15 protein-coding genes are annotated in these 17,882 nt (G+C 62.2%); 7 read left to right on the top strand and 8 right to left on the bottom strand.

What is annotated here, in order from left to right; translation table 11 throughout:
• The first annotated feature begins 7 nt into the window (after positions 1-7).
• Positions 8-2,305, top strand: coding sequence for an endonuclease/exonuclease/phosphatase family protein (locus tag BLS48_RS21040; protein ID WP_091581498.1), 2,298 nt, complete (start codon positions 8-10; stop codon positions 2,303-2,305).
• 269 nt (positions 2,306-2,574) lie between these two features.
• Here BLS48_RS21040 and BLS48_RS21035 read toward each other — a convergent pair whose 3' ends face one another.
• From BLS48_RS21035 to BLS48_RS21015, 5 genes are all read right to left on the bottom strand, one after another.
• A complete protein-coding gene (locus BLS48_RS21035) occupies positions 2,575-3,774 on the bottom strand; it encodes a mandelate racemase/muconate lactonizing enzyme family protein (RefSeq protein WP_091581496.1) in 1,200 nt (399 codons plus the stop codon).
• A 9-nt stretch (positions 3,775-3,783) separates the two neighbouring features.
• A complete protein-coding gene (locus tag BLS48_RS21030; RefSeq protein WP_091581658.1) occupies positions 3,784-4,110 on the bottom strand; it encodes an NIPSNAP family protein in 327 nt (108 codons plus the stop codon).
• Positions 4,111-4,213: 103 nt separating this feature from the next.
• Positions 4,214-5,572 (bottom strand): mandelate racemase/muconate lactonizing enzyme family protein, encoded by a 1,359-nt coding sequence (locus tag BLS48_RS21025; protein WP_091581493.1) that lies wholly within the window; start codon positions 5,570-5,572, stop codon positions 4,214-4,216.
• 71 nt (positions 5,573-5,643) lie between these two features.
• A complete protein-coding gene (locus tag BLS48_RS21020; RefSeq protein ID WP_091581490.1) occupies positions 5,644-6,810 on the bottom strand; it encodes a mandelate racemase/muconate lactonizing enzyme family protein in 1,167 nt (388 codons plus the stop codon).
• A gap of 54 nt (positions 6,811-6,864) precedes the next feature.
• On the bottom strand, positions 6,865-7,575 hold the full coding sequence (locus tag BLS48_RS21015) for a GntR family transcriptional regulator (protein WP_091581489.1): 711 nt from the start codon (positions 7,573-7,575) through the stop codon (positions 6,865-6,867).
• 186 nt (positions 7,576-7,761) lie between these two features.
• Between BLS48_RS21015 and BLS48_RS21010 the strand changes: the two genes are divergently transcribed.
• From BLS48_RS21010 to BLS48_RS20985, 6 genes are all read left to right on the top strand, one after another.
• Positions 7,762-9,240, top strand: coding sequence for an ABC transporter substrate-binding protein (locus BLS48_RS21010; protein ID WP_091581486.1), 1,479 nt, complete (start codon positions 7,762-7,764; stop codon positions 9,238-9,240).
• Positions 9,241-9,319: 79 nt separating this feature from the next.
• Positions 9,320-10,279 (top strand): carbohydrate ABC transporter permease, encoded by a 960-nt coding sequence (locus BLS48_RS21005; protein WP_091581484.1) that lies wholly within the window; start codon positions 9,320-9,322, stop codon positions 10,277-10,279.
• Positions 10,276-11,166 (top strand): carbohydrate ABC transporter permease, encoded by an 891-nt coding sequence (locus BLS48_RS21000; protein WP_091581481.1) that lies wholly within the window; start codon positions 10,276-10,278, stop codon positions 11,164-11,166. Before BLS48_RS21005 ends, BLS48_RS21000 begins: the two co-directional genes overlap by 4 nt.
• Positions 11,167-11,290: 124 nt before the next feature.
• A complete protein-coding gene (locus tag BLS48_RS20995; RefSeq protein ID WP_091581477.1) occupies positions 11,291-12,388 on the top strand; it encodes an ABC transporter ATP-binding protein in 1,098 nt (365 codons plus the stop codon).
• Positions 12,389-12,421: 33 nt separating this feature from the next.
• On the top strand, positions 12,422-13,585 hold the full coding sequence (locus tag BLS48_RS20990; RefSeq protein ID WP_091581474.1) for a mandelate racemase/muconate lactonizing enzyme family protein: 1,164 nt from the start codon (positions 12,422-12,424) through the stop codon (positions 13,583-13,585).
• 24 nt (positions 13,586-13,609) lie between these two features.
• Positions 13,610-14,359 (top strand): ribonuclease activity regulator RraA, encoded by a 750-nt coding sequence (locus BLS48_RS20985; RefSeq protein WP_091581471.1) that lies wholly within the window; start codon positions 13,610-13,612, stop codon positions 14,357-14,359.
• Positions 14,360-14,628: 269 nt separating this feature from the next.
• On the opposite strand, the gene BLS48_RS20980 is transcribed toward BLS48_RS20985, so the two are convergent.
• The 3 genes from BLS48_RS20980 to BLS48_RS20970 all read right to left on the bottom strand — a co-directional run bounded on the left by BLS48_RS20980 (position 14,629) and on the right by BLS48_RS20970 (position 17,777).
• Positions 14,629-15,762 (bottom strand): substrate-binding protein, encoded by a 1,134-nt coding sequence (locus tag BLS48_RS20980; RefSeq protein ID WP_091581469.1) that lies wholly within the window; start codon positions 15,760-15,762, stop codon positions 14,629-14,631.
• A gap of 74 nt (positions 15,763-15,836) precedes the next feature.
• Entirely contained in the window at positions 15,837-16,109 is a 273-nt protein-coding gene (locus BLS48_RS20975; protein ID WP_091581466.1) for a hypothetical protein, read from the bottom strand.
• 90 nt (positions 16,110-16,199) lie between these two features.
• On the bottom strand, positions 16,200-17,777 hold the full coding sequence (locus tag BLS48_RS20970) for an HD domain-containing phosphohydrolase (RefSeq protein ID WP_091581463.1): 1,578 nt from the start codon (positions 17,775-17,777) through the stop codon (positions 16,200-16,202).
• Between the last annotated feature and the right edge of the window lie 105 nt (positions 17,778-17,882).

The following is a 17,882-nucleotide window of genomic DNA, read 5'->3' as shown; positions in this document are numbered from 1 at the left end:
GGACAAGATGAGCGCGTCGATCAGAGTTCTGACCTACAATGTCCAGATGCGGTCGTGGGCCATGGAAGCCGGCGCACAAGGATCCCTGACGCCATACGAGAACGTCGAGGATCGCGCCAAGCTAATTTCGAAGAGGGTTCTCGGCAGCGAGTGGGACTACGACGTCTTGTGCTTCCAGGAAGTATTCGACGAGGACGGACGCGATGCATTGATCTCGCATCTCAAGGGCAAATACCCGTTCCGCGTCGAGAAGGCGCAAGGTGACTCGGTTTCAACCGTGTGCGCGACGCTTTTGGGTGTTGCCGGCTATGCGGCGACCATTCCCGGCGGCGCCGCGCTGTCGATTGTCGCAGGCGTCATCGGACTGATCCTGATCCCTTTCAGCAAGTTCGAAGACTCGGGTCTGATGATTTTCAGCCGCATTCCGTTCGACGGCATACCGGTCCCAGCCGAGTTGCAGGACATTGTTGGACAGGACAAGATCCCCATCGTCGCGTTCGTGGAATACGAAGACTCGGTTTGGGACGATTCCGCCGCCTCCAAGGGAGTGCTGTACGCCAAACTCGTGCAGGATGGGAAGGCATTCCATCTGCTGAACAGCCACACACAGGCCGACGCGACCGACAATGTCGAGGCACACAAGGACATACGCCGCAAGCAGCTCAACCAGGCCTTCGATCTCATCAAAACAATGACGGGCAACGTCGAGGATGCCGAGATCTTGATGTGCGGCGATCTCAACATCGACGGTATGAGCCATCCGACCACTGGTTTCCGGCAGGAGTGGACCGAGCGCTTCAACACGCCCGGCGCCCCTTTCACGAAGGTGCTGCACGACTCGTGGATGCACGAACAGTCGCCGGGCGACGTGCGCCTCGGCATGCTGACTTTGCCTGATTGGTTCGACCGGGGAATGACGGTGCACAACCAGCGGCTCGACTACGCGTTGCGCGGCCGTGGCCCACTGAACGGACGGCGGGCGATGCAGCATATGTGCATCGCCTATGACATTGCGACAGACGCGACGAATCCGACGTCCTATGTTAGCGACCATCTTCCGGTCCGCATCGATCTCGACCTTGACCGACCCTTCGCGTCGATCGCCACGTCCGAGCAGATCAACATGCCGATCGGAAGCGGCGACAAGATATTCGACGGCTTCCTCGTTGAAGGCCAGATGCACTGGATCTGCATCAAGGATCCCGGCGGCTATGCGATCGACCTTACGCTCGGCGGCCCCGACGTGAGGATGGACATCTTCACCGCCGACAATCTTTCGGTTCCGGTGAAACCATTCAGCATCCAGGACGAAGGTGGGCCGCGCCAGGAAAAGATGACGCGCTTCGCATTGCCACTTGCTCCCTTCCTCATCCGCATCGCCCATCCAAGTCGGCGCGGCGAACGACGCTACAGGGTGCGGGTCCATCGCTATGCTGGCACGAGCCGCCTGGACGCCATTCCCCTGCAGCGCAACGTGCCGTTTGTTGCCCAAGCCAAGGTCGGAGCACCGCACTCGCTAAATGACCCGTCCACGCCCGATTTCGATGAGATGGACACCGTCTGGTTCTGCGCGGCGCTCGACACCGAGCTGGATGGCAGCCTGAACGCCAACTCGACCATATCTATAAACAATTCGGACATGGATGCATTCGGTCTGCTCGTGGTCGCTTCCAAGCCCGGATCGACCGACTTGGCTCTATTGGACAAAGTGGATGCCGGCCCTGCCGTCGTCTCGCAGGTAGGCTATGACCGCCCGTTGAACGGCTATTTTCTGGCGCAACGTCGCGATCCAAGCTTTACTGCAGAGCGCTTCACCATCACGCTGAAGTCGAACGTCAGCTACCTCTACGGCAACCCGAACAACGCCGGCTCCCGCGCCCGGACGATGGCGCGCCTTTTCTGCCGCGACGAGACGGACGGCTTCCTGGGAAGCGAGGCTGGTTCCGATGACATCCAGATCAATGTCAGCGTTGGTGGTCAGCTTCGCGTTCATATCCCAAACAGCGACGAATTGGAGTTCGACGACGATTCGTTCCGCGATCTGCCTCAGATCAACATGGTTCGGTACATCGATTCGGCTGAATTCGAGTTGGTCGAACTGGACGACCTCAGCCCGGCTGACCGGACGTCAATCCAGATACCTTCCTTCGACATGCTGGCCAACACGGATAAAGTTCTGGAGGGAATAGGGGCCAGTCTCACAGTTCAGCTTTCCCTGGTCTTCAACCCGGCTGAAGACGACGATGACGACGATGACGGGGTATACGACCTTCAGATCACCGTATCGTGCGAGCCGCCCCCATAATTGGCGGCGAGTTTCCGTCTTTACCCCATAGACCGTCATCCCGCGGCAATCGCGGAGCGTTCGCTTCTGGGCGCGATCAAAGTTCAACCGAATGTCGGACTTGAGGCGCATTGCCGCCGGCACCATTGGGGCCGAGTGCAGACCGTCGGCTTCAAGACGCGAATTAGTCTGAAGCGGGTGTTGAGGCACCCCGCCTGCATAGCCGTGAATAACCCGAAGCGGTCATTGCGGATGCCAGTTTGCGTGCAGGGTGGCGAAAGAAGAATGGTTCAGTCGAAGAAGCCCGCATCCTCTTCCCTGAGATACTTCCTGGCGGCTTCGGCGTCGATGTCGAGGCCCAGCCCCGGCGCTTCCAGCAGGTCCACCATGCTGTCCTTCACGATCTGCGAAGGCAGGCCGATTACGAGGTCCTCCCACCAGGGGTCGGAGGCGCTCGGGTATTCGAAGGCGATGTAGTTGGCGGGCAAGGTGGCGCAGACATTGATCAGCGCGCCGAGGCCGAGCAGCCCGTTCGCGGTGCCATGCGGCGCCATCAGGATCGAGTGCATGTAGGCGTGCTCGGCGACCCATTTGAGCTCGGCGATGCCGCCAATATCGGCAGGATCGGGGCCGATGACGCGCACGGCCTGTGTCTCGATCAGCTCCTTGAAATTGTGCCGCAGGTAGATCTGCTCTCCCGTATGGATTGGCGTCGAGGTGGAGGTGGTCAGTTCCCGATAGGCCTGCGGATTGACCCACGGCACATAGTCGCCGGTCAGCATGTCCTCCAGCCACATCAGATTGTACTTCTCGACCGCGCGAGCGAACTTGATCGCATCGGGCAGCATCCAGCCCGGGCCGCAGTCGAGCGCCAGGCTGACCTTGTCGCCCAGCACTTCCTTCATCGCGATCACGCAGTCGAGCATGTGATTGAAGCCGCGCTCGCTGATCACGCCCTGATCCATGGCGCCGTGATAGCCGGCCTTCTTCTGCGTCACGCCGTAGTGGAAGCCATCGATGGTGTCCTTCATGTTGGAGTGGAACGAGATTCCTTGCTTGACCATGAAGAAGTTCTGCGGCTGCTCCATCATCCATTTGACGTCGGCGGCATAATCCTCCGGCCGGTCGCCCGTGCGCTTCTGGCGGATCGAGCCGTTGTAGACGCGCACCTTGTCGCGCACCTTGCCGCCGAGCAGTTTGTAGGCCGGAACGCCCGCCGCCTTGCCGGCGATGTCCCACAGCGCATGCTCGATGGCGGAGACGGCGGCGCCATAGGGCTTGAACGAACCGCGCTGGCGGATCTTCAGCATCACGCGCTCGACATCGGTCGGGTCCTCGCCGATCAGTGCCTCGCGGAAATGCAGCACGAAGGGCTTGAGGTAGGCCTTGGTGAACTCGACTTCCCCAAGGCCATAAAGGCCCTCGTCGGTGACGATGCGGACGATCGGGTGCTTGCCTATCACAGCGCAGCGCAGGTCGGTGATCTTCATGGCGCAGTCCTATTTCACAGACGAGAAAGCTGTCGGCGTGAGCAGCTGGCTGCTGATATTGGCAATGATCTGCCCGTCGCGCTCAGACTCGTCCCGGGCCCTGTGCCATGCCGGATCGGTGACGAAAGCCGCCCATTTCGCCTCACGCTCGGCCAGCGATTCCCAGGCGAGGAAATAGGTGAGGCGATTGCTGTTTTCGCCGATCGCCGTGGTGAAAAACCCGGCTTGGCGGATGCCATGCCTCTCCCAGATGACCAGCGTTTGGTCGGAAAAGCGCTTGAGCAAAGCCGGCAGCCTGCCCGGCAGGCAGTCATAGATACGCAGTTCGTAGATCATGGTTTCGTCCGTTTCTTTCTTCGCCTCTCCCTTGGGAGAGGTCGACACGAATGGTCGGTCGTTGGCCCTGTGAGCCTGGGGGAATGAGGGAAGGGGGGCTGGGCTAACTCCAGGTCCGGTCCCAGCTATATTCATTGTCCCAATGCTCGGTGGATTGCCATATCCCCGTGACACCCGGTTGCAGGTGCAGCGAGATTACCTCGTCGACCACGTCGTCGATCCCCAGGCCCGGCTTGTCCGGAACAGTGATGAAGCCGTCCTTCACGAGCGGCTTGGGCAGGCCGGTGACGATATCGTCCCACCAGTCGACGTCGGCGGAATGGTATTCGAGCGCCATGAAGTTTTCGGTCGCGGTCGCGACATGTGCGGCGGCCATTGCGGCGATCGGGCTTTCTGCCATGTGGATCGCCATGGCGACGCCGTGGTCCTGCGCCATATCGCCGATCTTTTTGGTCTCGAGGATGCCGCCGCTGGTGAGCAGGTCCGGGTGGATGACCGAGAGGCCGCGGCTCCTGAGCAAAGGCTCGAAAGCTTCCTTGAGGTAGATGTCCTCGCCGGTGCAGATCGGCACCGTGGTGGCGTCCTGCAACTGTCGGTACTGTTCGGTGTACTGCCAGGGGATCACGTCCTCCAGCCAGGCTGGCACGTATTTCTCGATACGGCGCGACAGGCGTATGCCGTCCTGCAGCGAGATGTGGCCGACATGGTCAATGGCGAGCGGGACCCCGTATCCGATGACCTCGCGAACCTCGTTGATATACTGCTCGAGCAGGTCGATCCCCTTTTCGGTGAAATGCAGGCCCGTGAACGGGTGCTGCACGTTCTGCGCATCGTAAGCGAGATTGCGAGCCTTGCGCTCCTCGAGCGCGCCGCCACGGCCGCGCGGATTGGCGCGAAACCTTTCGAGCGCGCCGGCGGGCGCGACCACGGCACCCGGGACATGGGCGATCTGCATCAAGCCCAGGTCCATCTTGAGGAAAGTAAAACCGCGGTTCATGCGCTCCTTGAGGCGCTTTCCGGTTTCGGTGCCGCTCGGTTTCTCGGCGTCGGTATCGCAATAGACGCGCACCTTGTCGCGAAACTTGCCGCCGAGCATCTGGTAGATGGGGACGCCATAAGCCTTGCCGGCGAGATCCCACAAGGCGATCTCGACCGCCGAGACGCCGCCGCCTTGCCGGCCATGCCCGCCGAACTGCTTGATTCGGCGAAACAGGCGATCGATGTCGCAAGGGTTCTCGCCAAGCAGCCGGCTCTTCAGCATCAGCGCGTAAGTGGCGCTGGCGCCGTCGCGCACCTCGCCAAGCCCGACGATGCCCTGGTTGGTGTAGATCTTGAGCAGCGCCGAGGTGAACGGCGCGCCGACGATCTCGGCTACCCGCATGTCCGTGATGCGAAGCTGGGATGGCTTGGAGTTCGTGTTCACCCGATTGAGCGCCGCGTCGGCTCCACCCGTCTTTGGCATGACTTATCCTCCTTCTGGTGGCTTCCGGTGGCGAGGCTTGTCGCCCGCACGCTGGCCGGCACAGAGCGTTGCTAGCCCAGTTCAATCTCGTGGGCTTGCAGGTACTCGCGGTTCATTTCAACGCCAAGACCAGGCTTCGACGTCAGCTTGAGGCTGCCGTTCGAAACGTCGAGTGGTGTGTCGATCAGGTGATCGTATTTGCCCAGGTTCCACTCCGACGTTTCGAGTTTGTAGAAGTTGGGAACGGTCATCATCACCTGCGCTCCCGCAACCACGTTGATCGGCCCCGCGGCGTCATGCGGCGAAACCGGGATGTAGTAGGCTTCGCACAGGGCGGAAATCTTCTTGAGTTCGGTAATGCCGCCGGTCCAGGTTACGTCCGGCATGATGTAGTCAGCGAGCCTGTTTTCGAGCACCGGCACGAAATCCCACTTCGTGTGACCGCGTTCGCCCCACGAGATTGCGGCACTGACCTTCTCGCGCACCTGCTTGAGGGCGTTCAGGCTCTCGGGCGGGCAGGGCTCCTCAAACCAGTCGATCTGGCCAGCTTCCTCGAGGCTCCGACAGAGGCGAATGGCGGTGGGAACGTCGAAGCGGCCATGCGCATCGATGAGAATGTCGACATCGGGCCCCGCCGTTTCGCGGATCAGAGCCGTGAGTTCGGCGGCTTCGCGCTCGTCCTTGCGGGTCATGCTGCCATCGAGGTAGCCGTCCCGCTGTTCGCGGGACAGGCCATCGGCGGTGCGGCCCTGGTGGGGGAAAGGATCGAACTTGAGCGCGGTGTGTCCGGACTCGACGATGTCCAGGATTTCGCGGACCACAGCCTCCTTGCTGGTGAACTTGGCCTGGTTGGGATGGGTGTAGAGCGCGATTTCGTCGCGTACCGGTCCGCCCAGCAGCTCGTAAATCGGCTGGCCGAGGACTTTGCCCCGGATGTCCCAGAGGGCTATATCGATGGCGCTCACGCATTCGACGGCGGCGCCGCGGCTGCCCATGTAGGTGAAGCTGCGGAAGATCTTGTGCCACAGATGCTCGATCCGCGCTGGATCCTCGCCGGTCACGGCGGCGCCGATCTGCCGCAGGATCGTGCAGAGCGCGCGGTTGGCGAGCCTGGTGGTGGTGGTGATCTCTCCCCAGCCACTCACCCCCTCATCGGTCGTCACTTCGACGAACAGGTACTCTCCCCAATAAGAAGCATCGGATTTGATCAGCCACGGCCGAATGCTCGTGATTTTCATCTCTCAACTACCTTTATCTGATGGTCAGGCTAACGATGTTCCAGATGGGAAATTCTATCCGGCCCGAGCGGCGTTGCGCGCGCGCATCTGTTCGAGAACATGCCGGCCGGAACCCTCGACATGGCGGGAGATGAGTTCGGCGGCCTTGTCTGCCTCGCCCGCCTTTACGAGGGCGATGAGCTCGCGGTGCTCGCGCAGGATCGCGGCACGCCGTGCGAGCGTGAAATTGAAACGACGGCTCACGGCTCGCAGCACTTCGCGATGCTTCCACCAAAGCTCGGCGGCATGGCGGTTATAGTGCCGCTGGTACATCACCGTGTGGAAGGCGGTATCCAGCTCGCTGTGCCTTGACGTGTCGGCGAAGTTGTTCTCTTCGATCAGGCCCTGGAGCCGTTCGAGTTCGGCGATGTCCTCGCTGGTGGCCATGTTCACGAACCATCGTGTCAGGGCCGGCTCGATCAGAACACCGATCTCGTAGATGTCGCGGACGAAATCCTGATCTATGGGCCGGACGCGCGCCCCGCGATTGGCGACAAAGGTGACAAAGCCTTCGCCCCGTAGCAACTGCAGAGCCTCTCGCACGGGGTTGGTCGAGGTGCCGTGACGCCGGGCGAGATCGGTGACCACAAGCCGTTCATTGGCGGCGAGCCGTCCCTCGATGATGTCTTCCCTGATCCGTTCATAAAGCGAGGCGCCCTCGCTGGAGGCCCCGATAGGGTCAATCCCCGCCGGCGGCTCGGCTTTAAAATCGCTCGTATCGGCCAAGGCCGGCTCCCCAATGTTAATACACGCTTTCCCCGATATCACACACGGTTTTCACAAACAATGTACGATCTAGTGCGTTGACAGGCAATCTACGATCTGAAAACGTATCAAGTGATCGAGGGGATACACTGTGTGCTGAAAAAAGCATCCTCGCGATCACAGGGCGGAGAACCAGGGAGGATACCTATGACGAGGATTATGCTCGGCAGTGCGGTCCTGCGCGGCACGGTCGTCGGTGTTTTGACGGCATCGCTGATGTCCACATCGGCGCTGGGTGCGCCGCCGGTCGACCTGAACAAGTGGTCGCCGGAATATGTGCGCTCCATCGCGGGAACACAGGATTTCGACACGGCCGCCGATTGCGGCAAAGTCACTCCGCTCGACTACAAGGGGCGGCTGACTTTCTGGTATCAGGGGGTGTTCGAGGGCGACCCCGACCTCCTGCGCCAGTACTACAAGGATTTCTTCGAGACCTTCCGCAAGACCTATCCGAACATCCAGCTCGAGGAGCAGGCGCTCACCTATAACGACCTTCTCGACAAGTTCCGCACGGCGCTCCTGGGCAATGCCGCGCCGATGGCGGTGCGCCTGCAAATCCTGGGTGGTACCGAGTTCGCCGCAAAGGGCTATCTGCAGCCGCTGAAGCCCGAGGACGTGGGGTATTCGACCGAGGACTTCTGGCCCGGCGCCTTGAAGGCCGTGACCTGGGACGGGGTGAGCTACGGCATTCCGACCAACAACGAGACGATGGCGTTCATCTGGAACGCCGACATCTTCAAGCGCGCGGGCCTCGATCCGGACAAGGCTCCGGCAACCTGGGACGACGTCGTCAAGTATTCCAAGCAGATCCACGACAAGCTCGGCATTGCCGGTTACGGCCTCGTGGCTCGCAAGAATGCCGGCAATACGCCGTATCGGTTCATGCCGCAGTTGTGGGCCTATGGCGGCGGCGTCTTCGACGAAGCCACCGCGAGTCCGACCTATAAGGAGGTTCAGCTCGATAGCCCGCAGAGCAAGGCGGCGCTGCAAGCCTCCTACGACATGTATGTTCGCGACAAGTCGGTTCCGGTTTCGGCACTCACCAACCAGCAGGCCGATAACCAGCCCCTGTTCCTCGCCGGCCAGCTCGGCATGATGATCTCGCACCCATCCGATTACAACGTCATGCTCGACCTGCAGAAGAAGGCGACGGGCACCGACAAGGACAAGGCGCAGACCGTCATCGACAACATGCGCTACGGCCTGATCCCGACCGGGCCCGACGGCAAGCGCGCCGTCGTCTTCGGCGGCTCGAACATTCACATCCTGAAGCCCGAATATGTCGAGGGCGGCAAGGTGGACGAGCCGGCTGCAAAGGCTATCATCTGCATGTGGACGAGCCCTGAATGGTCGCTGAAGATGGCCTACGCCGGCTCGAACCCGGGCAACCTCAACGGCTTCAAGACCAAGTGGATGAAGGAACGCCTGGACAGCATCAAGTTCCTTGATGTCACGACCTCGATGCTGCCATACGGCATCCCGTTCCCGGCGCTGCCGCAGTCTCCCGAGATCATGAACATCATCATCCCGGACATGCTGCAGAATGCCCTGACCGGAGCGATGACCGTCGATCAGGCAGCGGACGACGCGGCCCAGAAGGTAAAAGACCTGATGGGCGGACTCTAGTCCGAGCCGGACCTGCGATCTAACCGGCCGCGCCGATAGCGCGCGGCCGGTTCGTTCCGAAGAACAAGGGCACGCCACAGTGACGATCGTGACCGGCAAGACCGAGGCTCGCCGAAGATTGCATCCCGGTATGTCCGGCATGCTGCGGAAGATCTGGGAGCATCGCGCTGACTACGCGTATGTGCTTCCCGCGATCGCCATTATGCTCATCGTCATCGCATATCCGATCTACTACACGATCGAGCTCTCGTTCTTCAGTACGCCGCCCGGCCTGCAGCTCCGCGACAAGACCTTCATCGGCTTCGACAACTACACGGCCATCCTCACCAGTGCGGTTTTCTGGAAAGTCACCTGGAACACCCTGATCTGGACGGTGGGATCCACCTTGATCTCCTTCGTCCTGGGGTTTGCCGCCGCGCTGGCGCTCCATCGCGACTTCATCGGCCGTGGTGTCCTGCGCGCTATCCTGATCATTCCCTGGGTCATCAGCGCGGTCGCCGCCTCCTATATCTGGAAGTGGATCTACCACTCGGACTTCGGCATCATCGGCGCGGTACTGGTCGGCCTCGGACTGGCCGACCGACCGCCGAATTTCATAGACAGCGTCAGCACGGTGCTGCCCTCCCTGATCGTCGTCAATATCTGGCGCGAATTTCCGTTTGCCATGATCATGATGATGGCCGGCCTGCAGACGGTACCCGACCAGTTGCTGCGCGCCGCCAAGGTCGACGGGGCCAATGCGTGGCAGCGCTTCTGGCACGTCACCTTCCCACATTTGAGCAATGTCTCGACAGTGACGATCCTGCTGCTCGCAGTCGCCAACTTCAATTCCTTCATCATCCCCTGGATCATGACCGGCGGCGGGCCGTCGAACGCATCGCATATCTGGATCACCCACATTTATGAGCTCGCCTTCGGCCGGCAGCGCTGGGGGGTGGCATCGGCCTATTCGGTGCTCCTGTTCCTCATCCTGATGACGCTCGGCTACTTCTACGTCCGTGCGCTGAGCGGCAACGAGCGGAAAGAGCGGGGCGCATGAGCACGATTGCCGAGACAGCCCCGAGAGGCCAGACCCGCCGCCGCATGCGCGTCGACGGATGGCGGTGGGCCGGGCGCATCTTCCTCGTGTTCATGCTGCTTTACACCGCGTTGCCGATGATCTGGATGCTGATCACTTCGATCAAGTCCGGGTTCGCGGCGATGCAATTCCCGCCGCAATGGTGGCCTGACGAGCCTACCCTTGCCAGCTACCAGAAGCTGCTCGATCCGCAGAACAGCGTCGGCCAGGACTTCCTCCGCTTCTTCTGGAACAGCCTTTACGTCTCGACCGTCACGACAATCCTTTCGGTGATCGTGGCTGTCCCCGCGGCCTACGCGTTTTCGCGCTTCACTTTCCCGGGCCGGAACTTCCTGTTCTTCGCCGTGCTGCTGCGCAACATGTTCCCGGCGGTGATCTTTCTGGTGCCGCTCTTCATCCTGATGCGCGCGCTCGGGCTGGTGAACACGCATGGTTCGCTGATCTTGACCTATCTCACCTTCGGCCTGCCGCTGGCGATCTGGCTGCTCAAGGGCTTCTACGACAACATCCCGGTGCAGCTCGAGCAGGCGGCGCGCATCGATGGAGCAACGCGGTTCCAGGCCTTCATCCTGATCGTGATGCCGCTCTCGACGCCGGGAATCATCGCCACGGCGATCTATTCCTTCATCGGCGCGTGGAACGAGTACATCTACGCCTACACCTTCCTCTCCAAGAACGAACAGTTGACGCTGCCGGTCGGCATCCAGCGCTTCTTCTCGGAAAATACGACGGACTTTCCGGGCCTGATGGCGGCCAGCTTCATGATGAGCGTGCCCGTCGTGGTGCTGTTCCTCGTCCTGCAACGATACTTCGTACGCGCCCTTACAGAAGGCGCGGTCAAGCACTAGAGCCGGATGATTTCAGGTCAATTCGACCTGAAATCTGAATCCGCCTCTAAATCAAGGAGATAGAGCATGATGTCGTCCGAAAACCGCTTCACACTTTTCGGCATCATGCTCTAGGGAGTTGCCGATGGCCCACGTGGTCCTCAAAGATCTCGTCAAGACCTATGGCGGTTTCAAAGCTGTCAACAACGTCTCGCTGACGGTCAATGACGGCGAGTTCGTTGCGCTCGTCGGCCCTTCAGGCTGCGGCAAGACAACCACGCTCAATCTCGTCGCGGGACTGATCCCGATCACATCGGGCGACATCGTCATCGGGGACCGGGTGGTCAACGACCTCGATCCGAAGGACCGGGACATCGCGATGGTGTTCCAGAACTACGCGCTCTATCCGCAGAAATCGGTTTACAAGAACCTGGCGTTCCCGCTGCAGATGCGCAAACTGCCCAGGGACGAGATCGACAAGAAGGTCAGGGAAGCGGCGCGAGTGCTCGACATGACGCAGCTGCTCGAGCGCAAGCCACGCGAACTTTCGGGCGGGCAACAGCAGCGCGTGGCCCTGGGCCGCGCCCTGGTTCGAGATCCGGCGGTGTTCCTGATGGACGAACCGCTCTCCAATCTCGACGCAAAGCTGCGCGTGCAGATGCGGTCCGAAATCAAACGGTTCCATCAGGACCTCAAGGCGACCATCATCTATGTGACGCACGACCAGCTCGAGGCCGTGACCATGGCGGACAGGATGGCCGTGATGAACGGCGGCTACCTGCAGCAATACGATTCGCCGGCGCAAGTTTTCGCCCATCCCGTCAACATGTTCGTGGCGAGCTTCATAGGCAGCCCGGCGATGAGCCTTATTCCGCTGGAGGCATCGACGGCAAACGGCAACACCGTTCTGACGAGCGCGGAAGGCTGGAGCCTCGAGCTGTCTCAACGCAACGCGCGCAAGGTCCAGAAAGCGACCACCAGGAAGGTCGTGCTCGGCGCGCGACACTCGACGATCAAGCTGCACAAGAGCGCGGTCCCCGGTGCCATTCCGGCCAAGGCCTATACGGTGGAACCGACCGGAGACGTCACCTTCGTGCAGGCGTTCCTCTCCGGCGCCATCGTCAACATCAGCGTGTCCCCCAACATCGCCGTCAAACCCGACGAGCAGATCTGGCTCGAGTTCGACCAGGAGCGGATGCACCTGTTCGACGGCGAAACTGAAATGGCTCTCGAGGCCTCCTGAGACAGGGTGGATGCGTTTGGGACGGGGGCGTGAATGACGACGAGGCTCAAGATCACCGCGATCAAGCCCTATCCAGTGTGGGTAGGAACGCGCAACCAGATGCTGGTCAAGGTCGAGACCGACCAGGGCATCTTCGGCTGGGGCGAGAGCGGCTTGAGCGGCCGCGAGAGGGCCGTGGCCGGCGCGGTCGAGCACTATCGCGAGTTTCTCATCGGCCGCGACCCGATGCAGATCGGCCGGATCTGGCAGGAGCTCTATCGCAGCCAGTACTTCGAAGGCGGACGCGTTCTGCAGGCGGCGATTTCGGCCATCGACATCGCGCTGCACGACATCAAGGCCAAGGCGCTGGGGGTGCCGGTCTATGAACTGCTGGGCGGCAAGCAGCGCGACCGCATTCCCACCTTCGCCTCGACCGGTGACGAGGCCGAGGGCGATGTTGCCATCGAACGAGCCCGCGAGTTGCACGAACAGGGATGGCAGGCGATCCGCTTCTTTCCCTTTGGGCAAAACAGCAAGGACATCTTCGAGCCGCGCGAGTCGATCGGCGCTACCGCAAGGATGCTGAACAAAGCACGCGAAGCGCTGGGCGACGACGTGGTTCTCGGCCTCGATTATCATCATCGGCTGTCGGTGGCAGAGGCCGCGAGCTTCTGCAACAAGCTCGGCCGCGGCGTGCTTGATTTCCTTGAGGAGCCGATACGCGACGAGACACCGGAGGCCTATGAATCCCTGCGGACGATGACCGACGTTCCCTTTGCCATCGGCGAGGAATTTGCCAGCAAGTGGCAGTTCCTGCCCTACATCGAGCGCGGCATCCATCAGTTCAACCGGCTCGATGTCTGCAATGTCGGCGGGCTCACCGAGGCCATGAAGGTCGCCGGCTGGAGCGAGGCGCATTATGTGGACCTGATGCCGCACAATCCGCTCGGTCCAGTGTGCACGGCCGCGACCGTGCATCTCGCCGCCGCGGTACCCAACTTCGCGTGGCTCGAGACCAGGGCGCCCGAAACAAAGCTGGGCTTCGACAATTCCGACTTCTTCCCCGTGCAACCACGGCTCGACGGGACCGACTATCCGGTCGGCGATCTGCCGGGGCTCGGCGTCGAGGTCAACGAAGAGGCTGTCCAGGCGCAGAGCTTGCGTTTCTGGGAAGCGCCTCACCTGAAGCGCCGCGACGGTTCCGTCACGAACTGGTAGTTCCCTTTCAACCGGAGTCCGATAATGACGCATACCCCCGACATCACCCGTCCGCCCAAGGACCTGATCGACGCGCTAAGGGAGATCGGCGCCGCGACGGTTGCCGGCACGCTTGGCCACATGGGCTTCCGCAATCCGCACATGGTCGGTCCGGTGGCGCAGAACCACGGGAAGTCGATCGTCGGGCCGGCGCTGACGCTGCAGTTCCTGCCGCAGCGGCCGGACCTCTTTAGCGAGGGAGAATATGCCGATCCGGAGACGCAGCTGCACCGGCACGTGCTCTATCACGCGCGGGAGGGCGATGTGGTCGTGGTCGACGCGCGCGGCGACATGAGTTCGGGCGTCTTCGGGGATATGATGTCGACCTATTTCAAGGGCAGGGGCGGCGCGGGCATTGTGATCGATGGATGCATGCGCGACCGGCCCAATGTCGAAAAGCTCGATCTGCCCCTGTGGCTGCGCGGCTGGACGCCCAACTATCATGTGCAAACCAGCATCTATCCGAACGCCGTCAACGTTCCAATTGCCTGCGGCGGCGTCACGGTGATCCCCGGCGACATCATCGTCGCCGACGACGACGGGGTGGTCGTGCTTCCCGTCGCAATGGCCGCCAAGGTGATCGAAGAATCCCAGAAGCATCACGATTGGGAGGAATTCTCGCGAATGAAACTCATGCAGGGCGCGCCGCTGCAACGCTATTATCCGCTGCATGACGATGCCCGCGGGGAATACGAGGAGTGGCGCAAGACAAACCGCTTGGACAACCTAGGCTAGCGCACCCCGCCGTCGGGCGTTAGCTTTTTGATCTCGCGACCCCGCAGGGCCGTTTGCGGACTGTCCGTTTTCGGGCATAGCGAGATTGGAAAGCGGACCGACGCGTCCAGCCTATCGCGGACCGCAACGCGCCAGCGCCGGAGATAGCGCCTGGTGATCTCCAGTTGCTCTGAATGCGCGACTGGAACAGGCACTATTGGCTGGTTGGGTGGCAGGGCAACTTGCTGGCCGCCCCACCACCTGGAAGAACAGTCATCGACGCGGCCGGCTCAGCCCGCTTTGCCGAGTTGGAGTTCGTCGGCGAGCACGCGTTCGTTAGGATCGATCGGACCCAGGTTCTTGACGACCCGGAAGCGACCGCCCTGCGCCTGCGCGATGTACATGTTCATGCGAACATGGTGCTGGCCGGGAACCATTTCGGCCGGGCCACCCGGTCCCTCGCTGATCCGCGCGTGATCGAGCGCCCGGATGACCGTATCGCGCTCGACCGTGCCGGCCTCATTGACAGCCGCTTCCCACATCTTGATCGCCCGGTAGTGGCCGGTGCAGCCGCTGCCCGCGGTCAACATGGCGCTGCCGGGGAATCGGTCCTGGTAGCGACGCAAGAGCGCGCGGCCGAACGGATCCTCGAGTTCCTGATAGTAGTCGAGGCAGCTGTAGAGGCCTTCGATCTGCTCGGACGGCACGAGATTGAAGAAATTCTCGTCGAAGTAGGTGCAGATGATCTTGCCGCCGCGCTTGCCGAAACCGGCCTTATGCAGTTCGTCGAGGAACGGCGTCAGGCCCGGCGGGACGAGGGTGTTGAATACCACGTCGGTGCCGCTCGCCATGATCTGCTCGACCGTGCGCCGGAAATCGACTGTATCGAGCGGGAAATACTCCTCACCGACGATCTCGCCGCCGCTTGCGCGCACCACCCGGCTCGCCGCCTTGTTCAGCAGATGGGGCCAGATGTAGTCGGCCGACGGCAGGTAGAACTTCTTCGCCCCGGTGCTCTTCATGAACCATGGGATCAGCGGTTCGACCTGCTGCGCGGGCACCGGACCTGTGCAGAAGATCAGCGGATCGTTTTCCTGTCCCTCATACTGCTCGGTGTAGATGTAGAGCGTCCTGCCGCGCGCGACCGCCTCGCTCTTGATGGCTAGGCGGGTCGAGCTGTAGATGCCGCCGACGACCAGGTCGACCTTGTCGACATCTATCAGTTTCGCGGTCCTTGCCTTGGCGGCGCTGTCGTTGGTCTCGCCATCCTCGATGATGACTTTCACCGGCCGGCCCAGCAGGCCGCCTTTGGCGTTGATGTCGTCGACGAGCATGGTCGTCAGGTTTGCGTTGGCGACGCCCATGAAGGACAACGGGCCGGTGAGTTCGGCGATAAGGCCGATCTTGATGGGTTTCGGATCCATTTCATTTCTCCAAATCTGGGGGTTCGTCGGGGAGGCGCCGCCGCCGGTCGGCAGGCGGCGCGCAGTGCGGGACCTCAAGCCTCGTAGTGGCCGAGCAGCAGTGCCGCCTGTGGCTTGCCGACATGGCCGGCTTCCTGCAGGATCGCGGGCACCTCCGGATCCGACACGAAATTCTTCCAGCCCTCGGCGTCCCAGTCGAAGATCGCCCAGACGCGGTCGGGCTCGCTGGGGTCGCGGAAGACGGTTGCGCCGTTCGAGCCGTGCAGCCGGCGCTTGTCGGCGCCCTTGGTCGAAAAGATACGGATGAAGCGGTCGACGTCCGCCACCTTGGTTGTTGCGAGAAGCATCTGATTTCCTCCTGTCGGTCGCGGCCACCATCGGTCCGTCGACAGGATCACGATGCGCGCCCCGGAGCGGGCGCACATGGGGTGTATTCCCTATGCCTGCGTCTCGCCCGGCCGGACAAGGCCGTGCTCGACCGCGTAGAGTGCCGCGGCGGCGCGGGTGGTCACGCCGATCTTGGCATAGACGCTCTGGATATGGTGGTCCGCGGTCTTGGGCGAGATATCCAGCTTGCGCGCCGCTTCCTTCGCCGTGAGTCCAGCGGCGATCAGGCGCAGCACCTCGATCTCACGCGGCGTCATTCCGGCCAGCGGCCGGGGCGGCGCCCGGCGCGACGGCTGTCCGGCGAAGGACAGCACGGCCTCGGCGGCATCGGGGCAGATACAGCCCTCGCGAACGGCGGCGCGCAGCTGCGTTGCCGCCGCCTCGCTGGACAGCGCCTTGCGGTGCGGACGTTCCTCTCGCCACGTCTGGAAGGCTTCGGCAGCGGCCAGGATCCTTGCCGCCGGCGACAGGTCGGAGCCGTGAACCTTGCGGTGATAGCCCGAGCCATCCAGGCGTTCGTGATGGCGCAGCACGAGGGCGGCCATCGCATCGCCCTCGCGGCCGAACGAGGCCAGCGCCCGCTCGCCATAATAGGCGTGCAACTGCGCCGCGTCGCGCTCGCGGACCGACAGCGGACCGTTGCGCATCCAGGTCGCCACCGGCACCACGAGCTCGCCAATGTCATGGATGCAGCCCGACCAGCGCAGCGCGCGGACGTCAGGGTCGGGCAGCCCGATCCGCTTGCCCGCGCCCGTGGCCAGTTCCGACACCATCCTCGAATGGCCCTGCGTAAACGGCATGCGCATGTCGATCATGTCGGCGATGGCGAGGAACGCCTCGTCGCAAGCCTCCTCGTCCAGCGCCACCGGAGGATCGGGCTCGAGCGCCAGGATCGTCTCGCGGTCGACCGTCGCGCCGATGCCCTCCATCAGCGCCGCCGCGTTGGCCGAGACGAGCCGGGCCAGTTCCGCTTCGTATGGGCCATCGCCGCGGCTGGCGATGGTTTCGGCCATCCCGTCGATGCCGACCGCATCGCTGAGCGCAATGGCATCCTGCGCCAATGTGATCAGGCGCACGGCGGGGAGGACATCCTCGCCGCTCAGCCCACGCGGCAGGCCTTTGCCGTCCCAGCGTTCGTAGATCTGTCCAAGATTGCGCCGGATCTCGTCGGACAGGCCGAGCCGCTCGCCGATCCGCTGCGCGACCTCGCAATGCGCTGTGAGCACCGGGCGAGCCACGGCGATCGCCTGCGATAGCCCAGCCTCGATCGCGTTGGCCTGCGCGTCGGGCTCAAGATCGTAGTAGAGCCGCTTGAAAGCCTGGACGAAGACCCTGCCCAGCTCCGCCCGGTTGCCCATATCGAGACCGACAAGATCCTGGCGGAGCGCAATTTCGTCGCCAAAGGTGGCCGACAGGAGGTCCGTGTCGGCATTGCAACCGACATAGCGGAGCATGGACTGGTGGTAGGCGTTGCGCCGAACCTCATCGGAAACGCCAGCAAGATCGGCGATCCGCATCGCAAGCACGCAGGATTTCAGTGCGAAGTCGCGAGAATGGCCGGTGGCAAGGTCCGAAGCATAGGCGAGGACCATCATGAAATCCGCCCGGCGGATCGAGACGTCTGTCATCGCCCACCTCCCAGTGGCTCTACGCTAGCCCCGCCTGCCGTTAATGCCTAGGGAAAAATCCCACCCTGGTTGTGCTACCCGACGAGAAACAGAACGTTCCGTTTT

It is taken from the genome of Mesorhizobium qingshengii, from assembly GCF_900103325.1.
In the GTDB taxonomy this organism is placed as follows: Bacteria; Pseudomonadota; Alphaproteobacteria; order Rhizobiales; family Rhizobiaceae; genus Mesorhizobium; species Mesorhizobium qingshengii.
The sequence above is the reverse complement of the archived record's forward strand: the minus strand, read 5'-3'. Positions and strand labels throughout refer to the sequence as shown.